The 21,647-nt window shown below is 66.7% G+C and carries 11 protein-coding genes and 1 pseudogene; 8 read left to right on the top strand and 4 right to left on the bottom strand.

The window, feature by feature from the left end; genetic code table 11:
- Positions 1-167: 167 nt before the first annotated feature.
- The 5 genes from BLU81_RS46005 (at position 168) to BLU81_RS45985 (ending at position 4,875) form a co-directional block, all read left to right on the top strand.
- A complete protein-coding gene (locus tag BLU81_RS46005) occupies positions 168-971 on the top strand; it encodes an SDR family NAD(P)-dependent oxidoreductase (RefSeq protein ID WP_092555879.1) in 804 nt (267 codons plus the stop codon).
- A gap of 497 nt (positions 972-1,468) precedes the next feature.
- On the top strand, positions 1,469-2,188 hold the full coding sequence (locus tag BLU81_RS46000) for an IS6 family transposase (RefSeq protein ID WP_092555823.1): 720 nt from the start codon (positions 1,469-1,471) through the stop codon (positions 2,186-2,188).
- A gap of 119 nt (positions 2,189-2,307) precedes the next feature.
- The gene (locus BLU81_RS51290) at positions 2,308-3,405 is read left to right on the top strand and encodes an integrase core domain-containing protein (protein WP_092555877.1); all 1,098 of its coding nucleotides are present in this window, start codon (positions 2,308-2,310) and stop codon (positions 3,403-3,405) included.
- A 116-nt stretch (positions 3,406-3,521) separates the two neighbouring features.
- Positions 3,522-4,628, top strand: coding sequence for a recombinase family protein (locus BLU81_RS45990; protein ID WP_092555875.1), 1,107 nt, complete (start codon positions 3,522-3,524; stop codon positions 4,626-4,628).
- A gap of 19 nt (positions 4,629-4,647) precedes the next feature.
- Entirely contained in the window at positions 4,648-4,875 is a 228-nt protein-coding gene (locus tag BLU81_RS45985) for a hypothetical protein (RefSeq protein WP_092555873.1), read from the top strand.
- Positions 4,876-5,004: 129 nt separating this feature from the next.
- On the opposite strand, the gene BLU81_RS45980 is transcribed toward BLU81_RS45985, so the two are convergent.
- From BLU81_RS45980 to BLU81_RS45965, 4 genes are read right to left on the bottom strand one after another with little or no spacing between them, the layout of a single operon-like run.
- Positions 5,005-5,319 (bottom strand): immunity 53 family protein, encoded by a 315-nt coding sequence (locus BLU81_RS45980; RefSeq protein WP_197686066.1) that lies wholly within the window; start codon positions 5,317-5,319, stop codon positions 5,005-5,007.
- Positions 5,294-11,983 carry a polymorphic toxin-type HINT domain-containing protein gene (locus BLU81_RS45975; protein ID WP_092555869.1) on the bottom strand — a complete coding sequence of 2,230 codons (6,690 nt, stop codon included), beginning with the start codon at positions 11,981-11,983 and terminating at the stop codon, positions 5,294-5,296. The genes BLU81_RS45980 and BLU81_RS45975 overlap by 26 nt, the downstream gene beginning before the upstream one ends.
- The gene (locus BLU81_RS51750) at positions 11,980-15,507 is read right to left on the bottom strand and encodes a LamG domain-containing protein (RefSeq protein WP_157752082.1); all 3,528 of its coding nucleotides are present in this window, start codon (positions 15,505-15,507) and stop codon (positions 11,980-11,982) included. Before BLU81_RS51750 ends, BLU81_RS45975 begins: the two co-directional genes overlap by 4 nt.
- 41 nt (positions 15,508-15,548) lie before the next feature.
- A complete protein-coding gene (locus BLU81_RS45965) occupies positions 15,549-17,153 on the bottom strand; it encodes an integrin alpha (protein ID WP_157752081.1) in 1,605 nt (534 codons plus the stop codon).
- Between the two features lie 1,014 nt (positions 17,154-18,167).
- On the opposite strand from BLU81_RS45965, the pseudogene BLU81_RS45960 reads away from it, so the two are divergent.
- The 3 genes and pseudogenes from BLU81_RS45960 to BLU81_RS51745 all read left to right on the top strand — a co-directional run.
- Positions 18,168-18,539: pseudogene (locus BLU81_RS45960) on the top strand (transposase family protein); the annotation flags it as partial.
- A gap of 162 nt (positions 18,540-18,701) precedes the next feature.
- On the top strand, positions 18,702-19,967 hold the full coding sequence (locus tag BLU81_RS45955; RefSeq protein WP_092555863.1) for a hypothetical protein: 1,266 nt from the start codon (positions 18,702-18,704) through the stop codon (positions 19,965-19,967).
- A gap of 311 nt (positions 19,968-20,278) precedes the next feature.
- Entirely contained in the window at positions 20,279-21,376 is a 1,098-nt protein-coding gene (locus tag BLU81_RS51745; RefSeq protein ID WP_092555861.1) for an integrase core domain-containing protein, read from the top strand.
- Positions 21,377-21,647: the final 271 nt, after the last annotated feature.

Here is a 21,647-nt window from a genome sequence, read left to right as displayed (position 1 = left end):
ACAACGCCTGCCGGGCCTGGAGATCGTGGTGGTCGACGACGGCTCAGCCGACGGCATCCTCGGCATCGCCGGGCGGTGGGCAGCTTCCGGCATCGCCAGCTGGTCGATGATCCGTTGTTGTTGCAGGGCCCGGACCCGCCACCCCGATCGAGAGGAACGCTGATCACATGGCACTTCCCCCGGCCAGACGGGACGGTACCGCGATCGTCACCGGCGCGTCGTCCGGCATCGGCGAGGCGGTGGCACACGCCCTGGCAAGAGACGGCTACGGTGTCACGCTCGTCGCGCGTGACGTGGACAGGCTCACGAAGACCGCCGGCGAGCTGCGGGAGTACGGGGTGAACGCCGTCGTGCTGGCCGCCGACCTCGCCGATCGCGAAAGCCGTGCCGCACTGCCGGATCGCATCGGCGAACTGGGGCTTGTCACCGACATCCTCGTCAACAACGCCGGCTACTCGACACGCGGCCCCATCGCGGAGTGCGATCCGGGCGCCGAACTCGCCATGATCGAGGTCGACGCGCTGGCGGTGGCCGATCTCTGTGCGCGCTTCGTGCCCGGCATGGTCGCTCGTGGCCGCGGCGCGGTCCTCAACGTCGGGTCGACTACAGCCTTCCAGCCGGTGCCGGGTCAGGCGGCGTACGCGGCTGCCAAGTCGTTCGTGTTCTCGTACACCCGCACGCTGGCAGCCGAACTTGCCGGCACGGGCGTGACCGCTACGCTGCTGTGCCCTGGGCCTGTCGACACAGGCTTTGCGGAGGCCGCGGGCCTGGACCGGGAAGAGGCACTCCGGGCTCTGCCACGGCCCATGTGGCTGAGCGCGGAGGCCGTCGCGGAGGAGGGCGTCAAGGCGCTCGGCCGCGGCGACGTCCTCAGCATCCCCGGACGCCCCAACCAGGCGGCCGCCGTCGTCAGCACGCTGGCCACCAAGCGGCTGATAACCGATCTCCAGGCCCAGGACGCCGTCCGGTGAGAGACGGCCCCTCGCCATGGATCGTCCTGGTGGGCCGGGGCGCAGGGCGGTGGACTGTCGCGCCAACACCGAGCAGCCTCCCGGTTCCACGGCCAGACCGCCGACCGACGGACGATAGTCGACGAGGCAGCCCTGTGGCTGGCTGGTACCAGTAGACCTGACGCTGTGGGTACAACGTCGGCAGTGACGGTGTTCGACGCTGCGGGTGCCGAGAACCTCATCCGCATTGGTCACCGCCATCTCGATCGCCCCAGCGTGTGGCCTGGCCCCGGGCTGGTCTCGGGGACCGGACCTCGACGATGTTTCTCTGCGGAGTGTTCCGCGAGGATGATTGGTTGTGTTGCTGCGACTGGCCTACCTCGGTGTGACCAACGCTCTGGCCCTGCTGCGGCTGCTACCGATGAGCGACCGCGACAAGGACACCGAGAGGCGCTGTTGCATTGAGCGATCGGGTGCTGTGGTGTCGGGTTGGCCGCGTGCTCCGGCACAGTTGATCGGTGAGGTCGTCATCCCGGTCGCGTTCGTGGTTTGCTCCGTCTTCGGCGTTCGCCGGCTTCCGGTTTCCACCGGAGGTGATCGTGATGGCGGTGCGCTGGTACCTGCGCTTCAACCTGTCCTACCGCGACGTCGAGGAACTACTCGCCGAACGCGGCGTGAAGGTGGATCACGTCACCGTGTACCGGTGGGTACAGCGGTTCACCCCACTGCTGGCAGACGCTGCCCGCTTCGCTCGGCGTTCGCCGGGTGACCGCTGGTTCGTCGACGAGACCTACGTCAAGGTCAACGGTGTCTGGCGGTACGTGTACCGGGCGATCGACCAGCACGGCCAGGTCATCGACGTGCTGGTGTCCGCCCGCCGGGACGGTGCGGCGGCCCGAAGGTTCTTCACCCGCGCCCTCGCCACCCTCAAAACGGTGCCTGTCGAGGTGGTAACCGACGCCGCAGCGGTCTACCCCGCCGTGCTCGCCGACCTGATCCCGGCCGCCTGGCATCACGTCGAGCAGTACGCGAACAATCCCGTCGAGGCCGATCACAGCCGGCTCAAACACCGACTCCGATCGATGCGCGGATTACGCACCGACCGTACCGCCCAGACCATCATCGCCGGACACGCCTTCGTCCAGAACCTACACCGAGGACACTACGAACTCGCCGCCGACGAACACCCTCGACTACGAGTCACCGTCGCGTTCGCTGAACTCACCACGGCGATCTGACCACGCCACCTGGCCGGGCTGAACGCGTCTCCCGATCCAACAACGCAACGGAGCCGGCCAAGGGCCTCTCCGCCGGGCCGTGACCGTGATCTACGCCGAGCACTGCGCAAGGATGACGTGTGCTGTTTCGACTGGCGTACCTCGGCGTGACCAACACCCTCGCCCTGCTACGGCTGCTACCGATGAGCGACCGCGACAAGGACGCCGAAATCCTGGCGTTGCGGCACCAGATCATGGTGCTCGAACGGCACCTGCACGGCGAACGGGTCCGGTTCGCCCCAGCGGATCGGGCCTGGCTCGCGGCCCTGCTGCACCCGCTACCGCGAACTGCACTGAATCACCTGCGGCTACTGGTACGCCCGGAGACCGTGCTGCGCTGGCACCGCGATCTGATCGCCCACCGGCACGCCCGGAGTTCCCGGCCCCGCCGGGTCGGGCGGCCCCGAACGATCCGGTCGATCCGCCGGCTGGTCCTGCGCCTCGCCTGGGAGAACAGCACCTGGGGATACCGCAGAATCCACGGCGAACTCCTTGTGCTCGGCGTCAAGGTCGCCGCCTCCACGGTCTGGGAGATCCTCAAGGGTGCCGGTGTCGAACCGGCACCCGAGCGCACCAGCAACACCTGGGCGGTGTTCCTGCGGTCCCAAGGCCACGCGATCATCGCCGCGGACTTCCTCGAAACGACCGCCTTGACCGGCGCCAAGCTGTACGTCCTGGCCGTCATCGAACACACCACCCGCCGCATCCGGATCCTCGGCACCACCGCCCATCCGACCGCCGCCTGGGTGGCACAGACCGCCCGCAACCTGGTCATGGACCTCGAAGACACCGGCTGCCAGGTCAAATACCTGATCCGCGATCGCGACGGCAAGTATCCGGCCCTGTTCGACACCATCCTCGCCGACGCCGGCATCGACGTGGTGCTCACCGGGGTACGGATGCCCCGGATGAACGCGATCATGGAACGCTGGGTCCGGACCTGCCGCCGCGAACTCCTCGACCAGACCCTGATCCTCAACCAACGGCATCTGCTGCATGCGCTGCGCGAGTACGAAGCCTTCTACAACGAACACCGACCACACCAGGGCATCGCCAACGCCCGGCCACTGACCCCGCTGCCCGCACCCATCACCGACCCGGACCGGCTCACCCGACTCGACATCCGCCGACGCGACCGCCTCGGCGGCATCCTCCACGAGTACGAGCATGCCGCCTGAACAGCGCGGATGTACTTTTCGGCAGGTACAAGGTCGCCGCGGCTCCGGGTGCCCCGCGCGGCGGATCGGCGCTGTTGTCCGGGTTGCTGCACTGTGGACTTTGCGGCGGGCACCGCATGGTCGTGCGCTACCACAGCCCGGCCTCGCGGACCACGGTTCACGGCTACGTCTGCGCCTACCTGCCGATCAACTACGGCACCGGCGATCCGTGCCAGCACATCGCCGGTCCCGCCCTGGACGCCTACGTCACCGGCCAGGTCCTCACGGCACTCGCCCCGGCTGGGCTGGAGGTGTCGCTGTCGGCCGCTGCGCAGGCCGAAGCCGAACGCGCCACGGTGGACAAGGTGTGGCGCCAGCGCCTGGAACGGGCCCGTTACGACGCCGACCGGGCCCGCAGGCAATACCAGCTGGCCGAACCGGAGAACCGCCTCGTGGTGCGTCAGCTGGAGAAGGATTGGGAGACCGCGCTGGCCGAGGCCGATCGCCTCGACGGCGACTACCAGCGATTCCGTGACACCCGCCCCGCGACCCTGACCCCGGCCGAACGCGACGCGATCCGCACTCTGGCCGAGCATCTGCCCGCCGTCTGGCACGCACCCACCACCAGCATCGACGACCGCAAGGAGATCCTGCGCACCGTGATCGAGAAGATCACCGTCGCGGTCGTCGCCGACAGCGAACTCGTCGACGTCACGATCCGCTGGGCCGGCGGCCACGAGACCACCGGACAGGCCACCCGGCCGGTCGGACGCATGGACCAACTGTCCTACTTCCCCCGCATGCTGGCCCGCATCACCGAACTCGCCGAAGCCGGGCACAGCACCCGGCAGATCGCCGACCGGCTCAACGACGAAGGCCTGAAACCCCCGAAACGCACCACCCGATTCGGGCCCGCCCAAGTACGGCACCTGATCAACCAGCACGGCATTCGTGTGCCGACGACACGAGCCAAGCCCAGTGCCTCGGGCGTCACCGGCGCCCACGAGTGGTCGGTCACCGGTCTGGCCGCCGTCCTGGGCATGCCGACCGCCAGCGTTTATAACTGGATATACCGAGGCTGGGTCACCGCCCGGCATCACCCCGACGGCAAATACTGGATCATCACCGCCGACGACGCCGAACTCCAACGCCTACGCGAACGCCGCGCCCGACCACCGGGCTACTACACCCGAGCCCGCTGGACCCAGCCATCTGCTCAGCCCGAAGGAGACGACCCACGATGAAAGACCAACACGACTTCGGGTGCACCACGGGTGGCTCACGGAAACCCTGCACTTCATCCGCGACACCTGCTACCGCGAGGACCACTCCCGCGTACGCACCCGCTCCGGACCCCGCGTCCTGGCCTCACTACGCAACCTCGCCATCAACGCCCTACGCCTGGCCGGCCGCACCGACATCACCGAAGCCACCCGCTGGGCCAACCGCGACATGACCAGGCCATTCACCATCCTCGGCCTCACCGGATGATGTTGAAACGGCCGTGCCCCAACACACGACAGCGGATGAGTCACTACAGAGCGCGACCCACCCGCTGCCCGTGATAGGCCTCGAGGGTCAGACCGTCGAGCCATCCAACCTTCATACGCGCCGATGCAGCTACTGGGATTCCACAAAAATCCTGAACTCTTCAACCACTTCTTGAAGCGAAAGCGGATCACAGCTTGCTTCGAATGAGATACCGGTGGACTCGAAAATGATCCACTTTCTATCGCCAATTTCTCGTCTGCTCATTTTTTGGATCCTCCCCTCAGCAGAGGTTCCCGACAAGTCAATGCTGATACTCCAGCCGGGATTATCCAGAGTTTCAAGTCGGATCCCATACTCGTGTTCCCATTCGCCGTCACACTGGGCGGCGTACCAGTTCACTAGATAGTCAAAATTTCCGTCAGCAACTCGGTCGCGCAACACCACTCCCCGGAATTTCCCATGGCTGAGCCGGACGCGCATCGCCACCATTGGGCAAATTGATATGCGGCGTAGGAACTTTAGTTCCGTCCCTATTGGTATGTGTCGGACCCTGCAAATCGAATCGCTCCACCATCTCCCAGGGCGCTGGATTGCGAGGGTTCGTTTGCGGAATCCAAGTCGCCCATTTCTTGATCTGGCCGGTTCCTCTGTCGCGAAGGAACGTGGTATGAGGGCCTTCCGCATTGTAGTCAGGCCGTAGCTTGTCCCCACCAGCGTTGTGGACAAGCACCGGGATGTTTCCGGCGAGCACATAGTACGTGTGCAAATCGGTGACTGTGAGGTTGTGGACGGTGGTGTGTGGCTCCGTCCACCGTTCTACGCGGTCAATCTGGACACGGGTGCCGACATTCGTCCGCAGCCACTCCCCTGGTCGCAAGTCGGTGGCGTCCACCCACTCTCCGGTGGCGGGGACCCAGAAGGGGTGGCTGTCGGTAGCTGTTACCTCAGCCTCGTCACCGCTTTCGGACTTGATGCTCAACTTCACCAGGTGTTTGACGCCGTTGCCGACGATCTCGGCGGTGACTTCCTTCGCCCGCGTCTCACCGGTGATCGGGTCCGTGGCGACGACCTCGTCGCCCACCACGACCTCGTCGATCGCTTTGGCGGTTCCATCTGCCATCAGCACCATCGTTCCCACGGCGAAGCTGTTACATTTCTCCGCGACTACGCCGCAGGCCTTGCAGGTCTTACCTGCCCCGGCTGCCACGTTGCGGCCGAGTTTGCTCAGTGTTCCGGCGCCTTTTCCGCCGACGACAGCCTCAAGAACCATGATGAAGCCGCGTCCGACGGCCTCGTCCTTTTGGCCGCTGTTCCAGTCGTCGCGGATCGGGCCGACTGTGCCCTCCCACATTCCAGCGACTGCACCGGCGGGGTCGGCGGAAGCGTTCAAGATCACGGCCCCGGGGCCGAGGCACATCGGGTGCCAGTACTTCTTGCCGCACTCGTACATGCCTTCGATGATGTGCAATGGCGTCTTGAGGACTTCGACGGCCTGTTCGCCGGCCCCCTTGAGCACACCATTGACATCGTTGCCGCCACCGCTGCCGCCGCCGCCACCGCTGCTGCCGCTGCTGCCGCCACCGCTGCTGCCGCTGCTGCCGCCGCCGCTGCTGTCGCCGCCGCTGCCACCGCCGGGTTCATCGTCTTCGCTGCCCGGGGTTTCGGTGTCGTTGTCGGGGGTGCGGTCGGGGCACGGGGGTTCGTCCGCTCGACCGCATGGGGGAAGTAGCCCGGTGGGATCGCTGTAGGTGACCGGGTTGTTGTGGGCGTACGCGTAGCCGTTCCACTGGCTGGGATCGGTGAGGTCGAGTAGCGGGTCGACCGAGATGAAGCGGCCGGTGGTGGAGTCGTACTCGCGGGCGCCGAGGTGGGTCATTCCGGTCGGGTCAGTGGTGCCGTTGAGGAAGCCACGGTCGCTCACCCAGGCGATCGAACTAATGTCGCGGCTCGTCCCGAATGGGGTGTGTCGGCGTTTGGTGACGGCACCGGTAACCGCGTCGACGGCGGTGCCACCGGTGCCATGGTGGTCGGCTGCGGTGAAGGTGACGCCGTTGTTGGTGCGGACGGCGGTGAGGCCGCCGCCGAGGTCGATGTAGCGGGTTCCGGTCACCGCCCCGGTGCTGGTGGTGAGTTTGAGCTCTAGATTGGGCAGGTAGAGCGTGATGGAGCCGGCCTCGCGGCGCAGTAGCCGGTTGCCGTCGGCGTCGTAGGCGTAAGTGGTGGTCGTGCCGTTCTCAGTGCTGGACGCCAGCCGGTTCTCGGTATCCCAGGTCAGCGTCTGGCTGCCGGCACCGGTGGCGGTGGGCTTGGTCTTGGTGTTTCCGCCGTCGTCGTAGGTATAGGTGGCGTCGGAGGTCGTAGTGCCGACAACGGTGTTCACATTGTTCAGGCGGTTGCCGCCGGTGGCGTAGGAGTATGTCCGGAGGGTTTTCGCGGTTCCGACTCCGGTCGGATGGATGGTCTCGGTGTCGCGGTTACTGCTGTCGTCATAGGTGTAGCTGTGCCAGTAGGGTGCCGGACCGCCGGTAGATTCGGCTGATGCAGCGGTGGCGCAGGGGTCGTCACCGGTCGCCGTGGTGGTGTAGGCATCGGTGAGCCGAGCGAGATGGTCGTATGTGAAGCATTGCTGGTCCGGGGTCGCACTGGCGGGAGTGTCCAGCATCGAGACGACGTTGCCGGCGTCGTCGTAGTCGTAGGCGACGTCGGTGACATAGCTGGCGTTGGTGGAACGCAGCAGGTAGTTGCGTTTGAGTCGGTTGGTGCCGGCCTCGTACTCGAAGGTGTTCCAGGTCTTGACCGTGCCGGTTCCGGCTTCCAGTTGGCGCAGCTTGCCGGTGGTGGAGTAGAGGTAGCCGGTGGAGTAAGGGGTGTTGCCGGTGATCGCGATCGGCTGGCGTAGGGCGTCGTAGGTGACGGCGATGTTCTCGGCGGCCAGTCCACCGGCTGCGGGCAGGCTGTAGCCCGCCACCGAGCCGTCGTTGTTGTAGCTGGTGGTGAAGGCGTAGGTCTTGCTGAGGGCGCTGCTTTCTCCGGCGATGCCGTATCTGGTGGTGGTGGGCCGGTAGAAGGTGTCCCGGGTCGGATAGACCGTCGTGTAGTAGTTGGTGGCGCTTACGAAGCGGCGGCTGTAGTACAACTGCCCTGTGTAGGCGGTGTCGTACACCCATTGGGAGAGCTGTGTACTCCCCTGGTAAAGGTCGGTTTTGCGGCCGAGGTCGTCGTATTTGTGGGTGAGTGTCGTGCCCCGCCCGTCGGTGGAGGTGAGCATCCGGCCCAGGTCGTCGTAGGTGTAGGTGGAGGTGCCGGCGTCCGGGTCGGTCGCGCTGGTCTTGCGGCCTCGTTGGTCGTAGAGGTACTTCCAGGTCCGGGTGCCGGGCTCCGTCATTCCGGTCAGGCGGCCGGCGGTGTCGTAGGAGTATTCGGTGACGTCGTGTGTGCCGGTGGCCGACGGCCCGCGGTAGCGCCACAGTTCGGTGGTGTTGCCTCGGGCGTCACTGATCGTGGTGGTGGCGGCGGTGCCGTCCGGCGGGTCGACGCTGACCCGGTCTCCGCCGTAGCTGGTGGTGGTACGCCATTTCGCCGTGTCACCGACGGCGAACACCTCGATGACCTGCCGGTCGGCGCCGTCATAGGTGTAGAAGTTTTGCCCGTTGACACTGGTGGGCACCGAGTTGACGAGGGTGGCCGAGGGAGCGCCGGTGGCGTGATATGCCGCCCAGCTTTCCTTCACCTTCCCGGTGCCGTTGTAGAAGGTGTCGGTGATGAGCCGACCTCCGCCGGCGCCTTCGGCCTGGGTCTGGCGTGGCCGTAGTTGGCCGTCGAAGATCCGGTAGCTGATCGTGTAGGTGGCGTCGTTGTTGATCAGCTCGCTCTTGACCGCGGTGGGCGCGCTCTTGGAGACCAGATAGGTGTAGCGGTGGTTGGGGATGCCTGCGGCCAGCCGGCGGTCCGGCAGGTAGACCTGGGCGACCCGGCCGAGCGGATCCAGGACGACGTCGGTGCGCTTGTCGTTGGTGTCCACGCTGGCGGTGACCGTTCCCCACGCGGGGTTCAGCACGGTCTGCGCCTTGTGGCCGAGTGTGTTGATGTTCGTGATCGCGGTGGTCAGACCGGACGTCTCGGTGTGAGCGGTGGTGGTGGCGAACCCTTTCGCGTCGATGAGGCGCTCGCCACGGCCGTACTTGTCGAATTCACCGCGCTGGGTGGTGACGTAGGTGGCGGTGGTGCCGTCGTGATTTGCCAGTACTTTGGCTGTGGTCACGTCGCCGGTGACGGGGGCCGCGCCGGTCGTGGTGGTGCCGTCGTAGAGGGAGATCTGGTCTGAGAGGACCTGGGTGGCTCGGTTCGGGGTCGCCGAGCAGTTGACCGCGACCGTCTCGACCCGTGCCGGGTAGGCGAGCATCCATCTATTGGTGCTGTCGGCGTAGGTGGTGCGGGTGCATCGGTTATCGCCACCGACCGTCGTGTCGCCGAAGTCGTCGATGCGTATGACCCGGCCGTACTGTGTGCCGGCGTCAGCGTCGGTGTCAGTGTCGAAGGTGGTGACGGTCTTCGTCGTGCGCCAGCCTCCGGCAGCCAGGGCGATGTAGGTACGGGTGACGTCACTGCCGCTGTACGCGGCGTGGTCGGTGCCCCAGCTGCGGGCCCGGGTCGCGGTCCGGTACCGCCAGGGTTCGGTGACTGTCTTCGACACGACCGCTGTGCCGTTGTAGAGGATCGATTCCAGCTGTTTGCCGGAGTATTCGTCGTAGTCGGTGAAGGTCGCGCCGGTGGAGTCGGTGACGCTTGCGTCGCGGGTGCCGCCGTCGGGGTCCTTGTCGCCGTGCATGCCGCGCAGGAACGTGTAGTCGGTGCGGGTGGTCATGGTTTGGCCGTCGCCTTTACGGACCCGGACCTTCCCGTAGCCGCGCCAGTCGCCCCAGGTGAGGTATTTGCTCTCGGTGATCCCGTCGGCGTCGGTGTGGTTCCAGGCTGCGTCTTCCAGGTACTCGTACGAGGTGACCATGTCCGGGGATCCGGCGGTCAGGTCGCCGTCGGTGACTTGTTCGACCACGAACTTGTTGAACCAGTCGGTGATCGGTTCCTCGGCGCCTGGAGGGTTCCATTTCACCGGGAAGCAGCGCTTGGTGCTCTTTCCCGGGGCGGGCAGGTTCGCGGCGTCGCATTGTTGTTGGGAGTAGATGATGGACATTGTTGCGCCGGTCTCCGAGGTGACCGTTGCCAGCCGTGGCCGGGCGAGGCCGGCGATGCCGTCGCCGATAACGTCGACCCGGTTGACGCGTTGGACGGCGGTCAGGTCGACCGCGGGTAGCGCCTTCGTGCCGCCGACCTTGCCGGTGTGGACGATGGTGGTGGGCCACAGTGACCGGGAGGCGTCGCCGTTGTCGGTGAAGAGGTGGTCGATCTTCCATTCGTCGACGTCGGTGTGGCTGCTGCCGGACAGGATCTGTGTGGTGACGGTGGTGAGGCGTTTACGTGTCCAGAAGCTCGGCGATGTCTGTTCATCGGCGCATTTCTTGCTGGCAGCACAGTTGCGGTCCCAGGGCACGTCCGCCCAGCGGGTGGCGGTGTCGTCGGTCAGGTCGGCCGGGCCGCAGGCGAAGGTGCTGGTCGGGATGCAGCGCTCGGCGACGCCGAAGACGACGCGTGCGGGGGCGGTGCTGGAGTAGACCGCACCGGCGCGCTGGCCGTAGTCGATGCGTTCGAGGTAGCCGGCTCTGGTGTAGGGGGTGCCGTTGACGTCGGTGTCGCCGTTGCGGGCGTAGTGGTTGGTCTCCTTGACGTAGAAGTAGGACATGACGTTGTCGTGCGGGTCGATGACGTGGTCGAGGTTCCACCGCCATGCTTGTTGGCACCAGGAGCCGGTGTACGTGTCCTTGTGGCATTCTTCGTTGTCGTCGTCGCCGAAGACCGGCACGGTCCAGACAGAGTTGGTCTCGTCCTTGCCCGTCGTCCAGCCGGGAAGCTGGTTGAGGCCGAAGAAGTACTGGGTGCCGTCGGTGGTGGTGACTTTCCACGTCTCGCCGTTGTCGTCGTCGTTCGCCGCGCCGGTGGTCTTTTCGATCTTGGCGTTGTTGTCGGACGCGGACCGCCACTTGCCGGTGGTGTCGTCGAGGATCAGTTCGGTGGAGGTGCCGCCGAGCACCATTGTCGCGTTGTGGGTGCCCCAGCACAGGTCACCCTTGTTCTCATGGCCGTCGTCGTCGCACGACTTGTAGCGGCGCTCGATGTAGCCGGGTTCGTAGGTGAATCCGGCGCCGATCCAGGAGCCCTGGTTGTTGGTGGCGGCTGTCTGTCCGTCCATCGCCTGGGAGGAGTAGGAGAGGGCGACGTCCGGCGTGAGCGTTCCTGGAACGGGCGGCACTCGCATCGGGTAGGACCAGCTCAGCTGGCCGGAGGACAGGCCCATCGTCCACGACGACGACGTTTTCAACGGGGTCGCGTCGTAGGTGCCTTGTGCCGAGGCGTCGGCGGCGGCGACCGCGACGGTCAGTGTGGAGGCGGTGGCGGGGAGGGTCACCTGCGCCGACAGGGTCTGTTTCTCGGTGTCGTTGGTGGTCTTGAGTGGTTCCGGGGCGCATTCTGGTTTGTCCGGGGTTGCCAGGGCGCAGTCCGGCAGGCGGGAAAGGGTGAGTCGGGAGCCGTACGAACCGCCGTAGGCGCCGGCGAAGGACGAGTAGTCGACGGTGAGTTGCTGCTGTTGAGCAGGGCTGCCGGCGACTTGCAGCAGTACACCGGTGACCTTGGCGGCTCGCGCGGCGGCCCGGTCCAGTACCTCTACCTGTGCGGCGGTCTGTGCCGTGCGGGCCTGCCCGCCAGCGGCCGATGTTGCCGTGGTGACTGCGATGGACGACTTGCCGGCGGACGGCCAGGCCGCCGGGCCGGCATTGGTCACCGCCGCCGCACCAACCGGGTCGGCGGGCCGGGCCCGGCCTTTGACCGTGCCGCTGATTGTGGCGGTCCGGTCAGCGCCTTCGACGTCGGGCCGGCCGACTTCGGTCGGTGTGGCGGCGTAGGCGGGAACGGCGATCATCGTCGTCAGGAGGGTGCCGGTCAGTGCGGCGGCGAGCAGGCGCCGGGCGGAACTCTGCAGGGGCGAGTCGTTCATAGTGCGGTGTTCTCCTCACGAATCGACAGCCGCTGGATCAGGTTCTGGTCGGCAATCCCGGAGTAGATGCGGACATCGTCGACGGCCCCGGCCAGATATTCGCCGTATCCGGTCCCGGACCGTCCGCGGCCCAGTTGGAAGCCGGTCGCCGCCCACATCGACGCCACCGGTCTGCGGCCGGTAGCGGCGAGCACACCGTCGACGTATAGCCGGATCTCGCGGTCGAAGGAGTCGTAGACGACGGCCAGGAGCTGTCCGTCAGCCTCGGCGGCGACTGCGGTGTCGGTGTCGAAGACCATGGTCGTCTGCGGCTGTGCCGTGTCCGTACCTGCAACGGCGAGTTGCCACTGTCCAGATGGCGCGTCGTAGCGCACCCGAATCAGGTTGTTGTTCGCTCCGGTTGCTGCGAAGACGGTCATCGAACTGGTGGGGCTGGCGCTGGCCAGCCGGACTCGGGCCGTCATGGTGAAGCTGTCGGTGGTCGCGGTGACCGGGCCGGCGATCGACCCGTACCCGGTGGAGCCGTCGAGAACCAGGTGGCCGGAGCCGACCAGGGCCGGGTCGTCCATGAGTTCGTCGACGACCGTGTAGATGCTGCTGCCGCCGGTCAGTGTGAGTCCGGTTCCGCCGGCAGCTTCGGGGCTCACTCCGCCGGTTGCGGTCGACAACGGCCAGTAGGCGCGCCGTTTCGGCTGATTCTTGAACAGGGCAGCGATCTCGGTGGGCACGATGATCCGGTCGAATACCCGTACATCGGCCAGACCGCCGTTCCAATGAGCGGTGTAACCGGACTTGGTCAGTGCGCGGCCGATCTGGACCGAGCCGTAGGCTCGCCATGGTGAGGGACGGGCCGCAGCGGCGTACGTGTTGCCGTTGACGTAGAGCGTCATCGTTGCAGCGACTTGGTCGTAGACGCCGGCGAGGTGGGCCCACTGCCCGACGACAGGAGCCGGGCCCGTCACCCGCCAAGCGCCGAGGGACTGGATGTCGGTGACCGGGGTCGCGAAGGCCCAGGTCCGGGTCTCGGCCGAGTATCCGAGGGTGAATCCCGGTTCGCCGGAACCGTCGACCGAGACTGCTACGTGGTCGGAAGCGGTGTCGGTCAGCCGGACCCAGGCGGTGACGCTGAACCCGGAGCCGGTGTCGACCAGCCCGGTGGCTTCGGGCGTGAGGTAGGCGCCGTCGCCGCCGTTCAGGGTGGCGGCGGTGTAGGCCCCGGGGCCCTCGGCACCGAAGGTCACCCCGGTACCTGCGGCGGCGGGATGGGCAGTGGTCGCCGAGTCAGCCGCCTGGCTGGTTCCGGGGCCATCGGCGAGACGCCACGCGCCGGTCGTGGTCCGGCCGGCGGTGACGGTGAAGGGGTAGACGGCGTCGCTGCTCGTCGAGCCACTGGCGTCGATCGAGTGGACGCTGACCCAGTTGGGTCCCTCCGATGCCGGCATCAGGTTCACCGAGACCGCGCCGCCCTTGGCCGCCGGGTTCACCAGAGTCCCTTGGGCCGCGTCCTTGTTCAAGGCGTACCGGTAGGACACGACGTCGGTGGACGCGGAGCTGAAGGTGAACTTTCCGTAGACGCCGACACCGTCGGCAGTGGTGTCCTCGGTGGACGGGTAATCGGCGGAGAAGACGTCGGGCGGCAGCGGTTTGGTCTTGTCGAGTACGAACTCGCAGCGCGTCTGGTCGCCGGACCAGCTCCAGTCCGACCAGCTCGCGACGTCGTCGGTTTTGCTGTCCTTACGGTCGCCTACTCGGGCGATCCAACCGATGGGGATGTTCTCCGGGATCGCTCCGGCAGGGATGCTGTAGGTGAAGGCTTTACCCGAGTAGTTCCACCTGGTGGTGTACGGAGGAATCTCTTTGTAGATGCCGTCCTTGGTCCAGAACACCAGAAACTCGACCTTCACCTCGGCGCGGGTGAGGCTGGTGTCGTCCGGGTCGGTGGCGACGACCGACAGCGTCGGCTCCCGGCTCGCGTACTTGCGGGTGCTGCCGAATACGCAGGCCCCACCCGGGGATGAGGTCATCTTCGATTGGAGCGGCACGTCCGGAATGGTGTTGATCTTTACTTCGAGGTATGCGTTGTCGCAGAACCGCTTCCACTGCCGGTACTCGGTCTCGTCATCGGCCCGCAGCAGGAGACTGACCGTACTCTGGTTCGCGCCCACCGCGTCGGAGACTGCGGTGGTGGCGTCGAACTCGGTGTTCTGATTGGTCGTGGTGCAACTTCTGGTCGGGTTCTTCGGGCTCTGCGTGTCCAGCAGTCCGAGCGAGCCGGGCCTGTTACTCCAGTTCGTCGCCGACGTGAAATCGCCGATGCGGTACAGGCGAACCGGCCGGGCGGTGCTGTCGTACGCATGGTAGAGCGTGACGTGGAAGGCCGCCGAGACGATCTGCTTGTTCTTGCCCAGCAGCCCTGAGGTCGACATCCGGTAGAGGACCCGTTTGACGTTGACGTCGTTGCAGGTTCCGTCGGCGATCGGGCAGTAGCCGACGCCCTCGTGTTTCGAGCCGTCGAACTTCCAGTACTCCTCGTTCGGGTACCCGCTGGCGATCATCGCCCAGGCCGTACGGCTGGCACTTTTGAGCACTGGGTCGATCACCACCGGGTAGGTGGTGTCGGCTCCGGTCAGCAGGGCCTGGTCGGGGACGAGTGTCAGTACGTCCTCGGACAGTTCCACCTCGACGTCGGCGATCTGGGATGTGCCCGCTGGTGCCGCGGACAGGGCCTCCGCGTTCGCTGCCGCCTTGGCCGAGGCCGTCTTGGTGACGCCGGCATCCCACATCCGCGGCGCCGGGGCCTCGAAGACCGCACCGCCGGCGGACTCGTCCACGGCGATGATGCCGCCCTCCGCGGTCTCGGTCATGTCGAGACCACCGGTCACCATCGGCATTTCGATGCGCTTCAATTCATCTTGCGTCGCCGCCTCTGCGGTCTTGATGACCAGCGAGTGGGAGAACCCGTCGGCGGCGGCGTGGACAACCAGGTCCACGCCGGGTAGCACCTCGGCGTAGGTGGCTGTGTCACCGGCGACGTCCGGTTCGGGCAACTTGCCGGGCCAGGAAAGACTGAGGGTCCGCCCGGCTTTGGATATGGACGCCAGCGGCCCGTCACCGCCACCGGAGATACGAAGCCCGACCACCGAACTCTTGGGCGTGAAGGAGCCGTCGCTGGCCTTCACCAGCGTCGCGTCGGTATCCACCCATGCGCCGTCGCGGAAGGTCCGCACCGGCTGGGCGTACTCGCGGGAGATCAGCGACCCGTCCGGGTGGGCAAAGGCGGACCGGGTCTCCGAACGGAACGCGGCGACCTCGACCGGCTTGCCCAGATCCGAGGCCAGCGCCCTGGCCTCGGCTTCGGTGGCACGGACGGGATCCGTCTCCGCGGCTTGTGCCGTCGCGGGAGATCCCGCCACGTCGGAGAAGGTCCAGGCCGCGTGCAGAACACCGGCCAACAGCGTCACCGCGGTCGCGGCCGCCACTCGACGGCGGACTGTCTTCGGCGCCCGCCGGGAATCGCTCTTCATCTGGTTCGCCTCGTTGTCGAGAAGTAGGAGCCGGAGCCCGGTCAGGAGACGGCTGCGCCGAACGAGGCGCCTGCCGGGATGGATGTGCTACCGGCCTGGTAGGTGGTCACCGCAGAGGTTCCCGAGGACAGGACGTTGGCCCATGGCACCCGGTGCACGGCCTGGTTCTCGGCGTATGGCGTAGCCAGGTAAAGGTGATCGGCCGAGGCGGCGAAACTGAGCCCGCGGAAGTCCTGAGCGGCCTCGGCCCCCGGCAGGCCCGCGGTGCCCGGGCGGAGGATCCGGTCCGCGTCCCCTGCTGCCCCGAGTAGGGAGAACGAGTGCACATAACCGGTGTCGGCTTTGCCAGGGGCGTCCTTGCCGGGGACGCCGACCATCAGCAGCATGGTGTCCGAGGTGGCGTAGCCGTTCGGGGTGCGGTTGACCACGAGGACCTGCTGCCCGAAGTGGTCACCGGAGGCGATGTCGTCATCGACGTTCGCCACGCTCTGTGAGTACTCGCCGAACTCGACGACGGTGCCACTCTCGTTGGCCTGGAGCACCATGACGCGGCCCGCGCTGTCATGGTCCACGCCATCCACCGTGAGATCTTCACCCGGGATGCCCACGGCGATCAGGGAACGCGGCAGCAACATGGCTCCGCTCGGGTGGTAGGCGGCCATGGAGAGTGAGGCCGCGAAGAGGTCGTTCGCCTCCGCCGCGCCCGACAGCGGCCCGTCCTGAGTGGCTGCCCGCAGCAACGTCGGAATCGGAGTCGTCGCGGTGGTCAAGGTAGTGGAGTACACCGCGACCTCGCCGGTGAAGGCACTACCCAACGCCGTCTCGCCCGGGGCTCCTACCGCGATGTGGTACGGAGTGGCAGCTACCGCGTACCCGAATCGGTCGTTCGCCTCGTACGTGGTCACCACGGAGTCGGACGTGTCGGTGTCGGGATAGCCGGCGGAGCCCTGATCGAATCCCGCCCAGGTTCCGGCATGGAGTAGGTCGACGGTACCCGCGTCGGCTGTCGTACCGAGGTCTTCGCCCGGTGCGCCCACGAGTAGGAATGGCACATTCGCCGGGGTTTTGCTGGCCGCGAGGGAGTAGCCGAACCAGTCGCCGGCCTCGGCCTCGCCCGGAACGGCACTGCTGCTCTGGTCATAGCTGATGGCGGCGGTGGCGCCCGTCAACAGTCCGGCGGGAGACCCATAAAGAAGGCAGACGGCCCCGGCATCCACCTGGGTTCCGATGTCCTCATAAGGGGCACCGACCAGAAGGTCGCTACAGCCGTCGCTGTTCGCGTCGTAGCTCGTGAGGGAGAGTCCGAACCGTTCGCCTGCCTCGTTGGCATCCGGCACACCGGCGGTGTCCTGATGGATCACCTGCACCGCTCCGGTCGCCCCGTAGAGCACCGTCACGGTGCCGGCAGCAGAAACACCAGCGGCAGCGGCTTCGGGATCCGCAGAGGCCAGATCCCTTACGCCGTCGCCGTTGAAATCGTTCTCCATCGTCCCGGCGCAGGACGCAGCGAGTGCCGGCGTCGCCGGTACGAGAAGGCCGGCGGCCAGGACGATGCCAGACGCCAGTACGGCAACGAAGCTCTGGACTGTTGGCGCACCCTGTCGATGAAGGTTGGCGGCCTCCGACAAGCGGCCGAATCGGGACATGACGAAACCACTGTGGAGCAGCAACCGGAACCCCGTGAGTGAAAGGACAACCAACCGAAGTCAGTCGATACGTGACCGGATACATACTCTTGGTAATGATCAACATCGGTCAACTCCTACAGGCCACCCCGTTACCAAACCTTTACCTTCGCCCACGAGGTGCGATCCACTCCAGACTTCAGACCCCACCAAGAGACACCCATCCGCCGCCGGGCCAGGGCTGCTGCGTAGCCGGTTGAGGCGCTGTTGAACTGCGCGTTCGACCGGGGCCATGCAGGAACGGGTGCGGCCCGACGGTGATCATGGAGTTTACGAAGACCCTGATCCCGAGAAGGACAGCTGACCAGCACTGCCATTGATTCCGGGCCGCTAACTACTGGGGAGGCCCGTACCTCGAGGACTCGATGCGCCGGCTCAACCGGGCCGCCCGTGCCGACGCCAATGCTCCGTCCCTCGCGCTGGTGGGCCCGCGGCGGGTCGACGGTCTGGATGTGGAACCGCACCCGGGCTGAACCCCGGCCAAACAGCGCAAGATCGATGCCTACGTTCGACAGCCGCGACCGCATCGCGCTCGCACCAGCCCGCTTGCGGGGCCTTCTACCGCTACCACTGTCACGACAGCGACTGCGTTGGCCACCGCCAGGGGTGCCCGACTGGGAACTGGTGACCTTCCAGCGCAACCTGGCCCGCTCCGGTGACGAGGCCCCGTACAGGGCCCTCCGAGACAAGCTCCTCGGCGAGTTGTACACCCCCGGCCGTGACGTGGCCTTCTACGTCGGCAAGCTTCAATCGCGGAATCATCTGAACCCGCGCACGCGTGCCGGGCCGAGACACCCCTGGCCTTACCGCCAATCGCGGAATGCCGGCTCGGCACACTATCGCGCCAGCCGCTCTGGCGATCAAGCCTGATTTGTGCCGTCGACGAAGCCGTCCTTGCGGCTTGGAGCACTGCCGCTAGATCATCCTAGGAGGCTAGTGTTCTCAATCTCGTCGTCTCGGGTCGGAAACACCGCGGTCGGCCGTCCTGTCTGGGCGTCACCGGCCTTTTCTGGTGCGGTCCATGACCTGACCGCCGCCCGCACCCACGGCATCATCGAGGCGTTGACCAGCGCAAACGTGATGATCTTCGCGGACAAGGGCTCTCAGGGCGCTTGTGGGAATGTGTGTACGCCGTTCAAGCGGCGCTGTTTGCGGCCGAAGTTGTCACGCCGGCTGAAGGCGGTCAACCGAGCCCACGCGAGGATCCGCGCCCGCGACGAACGGGCGATCGCCACGCTCAAGACCTGGACAATCCTCGCCAAGCTGCGCTGCTGCCCACGCCGAGCCACCGCGATGGTGCAGGCGATCCTCGTCCTGCACCACGTCGAAGCCAACCGCTACGCAGGATGGACGGTGCTCAGTCACCCCCCGCGATCGTCCGGCCGACATCGACGATCCTGCTGCTCCGGCCGGGGCCTCGGGGAAGGCACGACACGAAGCCTTCACAAGAGCTCCGCGACCGCGGTGCTGAGCCACTGAAATGTCGTACGTCGATGATTCGATCCCGTTGTGACTGCACCGACCTTCGAAGACGTCCTGACTTTCGCCGCGTCTCTGACCGATGAACCGAGCCGGGCGAGCGCCCTGGAGGAGCTGGCGTCGCGGACGCCCGCCGGCAGGGGCGGCGAGATCCTCGACCGGGCCGAGAAAATCAGCGAAGAGTACAGCCGAGGCCGGGTTCTGCACGCGCTGATCCGCTCAGGAGACTCGGCATTGGTCCCCCAGCTACTGGACAGCGCCAGCCGACTGACCCGGGCGTACGCAAGGGCGCTGGTCTTGACCGATCTGCTCCCCCACCTGGCCGAGAACGAGCGGTCACGCAGCGCCGAGGAGGTGGCCCGCCTGCTCGCACTCGTGGGAGCGTCGTCCTCGATGGGTGAGGCATACCAAGGGTTGGCCCGGTACCTGAGCCCGGAGCGGATGGCATCGCTCCTCGACACCTGGATGGCGGCCCTCCCCGGCGAGGCGGAACGCGCTGATCTCCGCTCCTCACTATCCGGAAAGCCACTCCGGCCGAACGCGCAGGCCGCCGAGACATGGGACGAGGCGGCAGCCGAGAAGCTGGCCGCGGCGCTGGACGCGGAGATCGCGCCGTACCGGCTCGGGGAGTCACTGCCCGACGAGTGGCCGGACCTCATCCTGTTAGACATCCGCCTGAACGAGATGATCTCCCGGCTGCCCGCCGATCGGCGGCCAGCAGCCGCCCGGACCGCCGTCCAGATCCGAAATGGGCACTGTCAGTTCCAGCTCGAGACGGTTCTGCCCTATCTCACTCAAGCTGAGATTCGCGACCTGATCGGATTCGTGAAACCGATCTACCTCAGCCGGGGCTTCGGTGACATCGCTGAACATCTCGACCCGGCCCACCTCCCGGAGCTTCTCGACGCGGTGATCGCGCTCGAACCAGAATGGGTGCGCGGCGAAGGGCTCATGCGCGCCGCCGGTCATCTGGGGCCGGATCTGCTGGACCGGGCCGTCGTCGCGGCCGTCGCCATCCGGGATCCGGAGCAACGGGTTCATTCACTCGCCGGGATCGTCGAGCATCTACCAGTGGATCGGCGGCCCGCGACGGTAGACGCCGCCCTGCTCGCCGCGACCGGCATCCCTTTAGCCACCGACCGGGCCTTCGCACTGGTCACACTGGCCGAAGCGCTGCCCGCCGAGGAACGCGACGAGACGCTCGCCGCAGCTTTCACCGCCATCCGCAAGGACCGGTCCGAAGGCAGATGGTTGACCCAGTTGATCCGGCTACTTCCGCCCAGCCGTCGCCGGTGACCAGGTCGGCGGCTGCCGCGCTGGGCGCCTCGGCGTCCAGTAGAACTTGGCCCGCACCGACAGCCCGACCCAGGACGGCGCCCGGAGCACCTCGCCGATGCCGGCGTCGTCGACACCGTCTACTCGGACGTGCAACCGGCGGTGACCCGACTACGTTGCTGGGCTCTGCTGAGGTTGCGGATGCCGAAAACCTCATCCGTCCTGGTCACAGCCATGTGATCACCAAGCCTTGGAGCGGCCGGTTCCCGGCGCGGATCCGGCCGGCTGAATCACGACAGTGGTCTACGTCGCGTGCTGCGCGACGATGGAGTGTGCTGTTTCGACTGGCGTACCTCGGCGTGTCCAACGCTCTGGCTCTGCTGCGGCTGCTGCCGATGAGCGACCGCGACAAGGATGCCGAAATCCTGGCGCTGCGGCACCAGATCATGGTTCTCGAACGGCACCTGCACGGCGACCGGGTCCGGTTCACCCCGGCCGACCGAGCGTGGCTGGCCGCCCTGCTGCACCCGCTGCCGCGAACCGCGCTGCGTCATCTGCGGCTGCTGGTGCGCCCGGAAACGGTGCTGCGCTGGCACCGGGATCTGATCGCCCGCCTGCATGCCCGCCGTTCCCGGCCCCACCAGGTCGGGAGACCCCAAACGATCCGGTCAATCCGCCGGCTGGTCCTGCGCCTGGCCCGCGAGAACCCCGCCTGGGGCTACCGCAGAATCCACGGCGAACTCCTCGTCCTGGGCGTGAAAGTCGCCGCCTCCACGATCTGGGAAATTCTCAAGGATGCCGGTGTCGAACCGGCACCGGAACGCACCAGCAGCACCTGGGCGGCGTTCCTGCGGTCCCAGGCCCACGCCATCATCGCCGCGGACTTCTTCGAAACGACCACCCTGACCGGTACCAAGCTGTACATCCTGGCCGTCATCGAACACACCACCCGCCGCATCCGAATCCTCGGCGTCACCGCCCATCCGACCGCAGCCTGGGTGACCCAGACCGCCCGGAACCTCGTCATGGACCTTGAAGACGCCGGATGCCAGGTCAAACACCTGATCCGCGACCGGGACGGCAAATACCCGGCCCTGTTCGACAGCGTGCTCGCCGACACCGGCATCGAAGTCGTACTCAGCGGGGTCCGGATACCCCGCATGAACTCGATCATGGAACGGTGGATCCAGTCCTGCCGCCACGAACTCCCCGACCGGACCTTGATCTTCAACCGTGCGCATCTGCTCCACGCCCTGCGCGAGTACGAACACCACCACAATCAGCACCGGCCGCACCGCGGCATCGCCAACGCCCGGCCACTGCAGTCGCTGCCCGAGCCGATCACCGAGCCCGTAACCCTCGCCCGTCTACGCATCCGCCGACACGACCGACTCGGCGGACTCCTCCACGAATACGAACATGCCGCTTGACCAGCGCGGATGGCATTATCGGCACCCGCAGGGGTGGCGCGCACCGATCGGCGGCCGGTTTCGATCGCCTGGTCCAGGTCGGTGTCGCTGCCGGTCAGGTGGTGTCTGGTGCGTAGCGAGTTCCCGAGGTCCGACAGATACCGGGCCTGGTCCGGGTCGCCGTCGCCGGTGGCGGTGACGGCCTGCTGTGCGGCGTGCACCGCGAGGTCGAGGTCCGATCGGGAGCCGGTGCGTTCGAATCGGGTCCGCAGGTAGATGCCGAGATTGGACC

The organism is Actinoplanes derwentensis, assembly GCF_900104725.1.
Taxonomy (GTDB): domain Bacteria; phylum Actinomycetota; class Actinomycetes; order Mycobacteriales; family Micromonosporaceae; genus Actinoplanes; species Actinoplanes derwentensis.
The sequence above is the reverse complement of the archived record's forward strand: the minus strand, read 5'-3'. Positions and strand labels throughout refer to the sequence as shown.

Bases quoted from the DNA above. Each gene is read 5' to 3' on its own strand.
- BLU81_RS46005 (WP_092555879.1), top strand. From the start codon at position 168: ATGGCACTTCCCCCGGCCAGACGGGACGGTACCGCGATCGTCACCGGC.
- BLU81_RS45990 (WP_092555875.1), top strand. From the start codon at position 3,522: ATGGTCGTGCGCTACCACAGCCCGGCCTCGCGGACCACGGTTCACGGC.
- BLU81_RS45975 (WP_092555869.1), bottom strand. From the start codon at position 11,983: ATGAACGACTCGCCCCTGCAGAGTTCCGCCCGGCGCCTGCTCGCCGCC.
- BLU81_RS51750 (WP_157752082.1), bottom strand. From the start codon at position 15,507: ATGAAGAGCGATTCCCGGCGGGCGCCGAAGACAGTCCGCCGTCGAGTG.
- BLU81_RS45965 (WP_157752081.1), bottom strand. From the start codon at position 17,153: ATGTCCCGATTCGGCCGCTTGTCGGAGGCCGCCAACCTTCATCGACAG.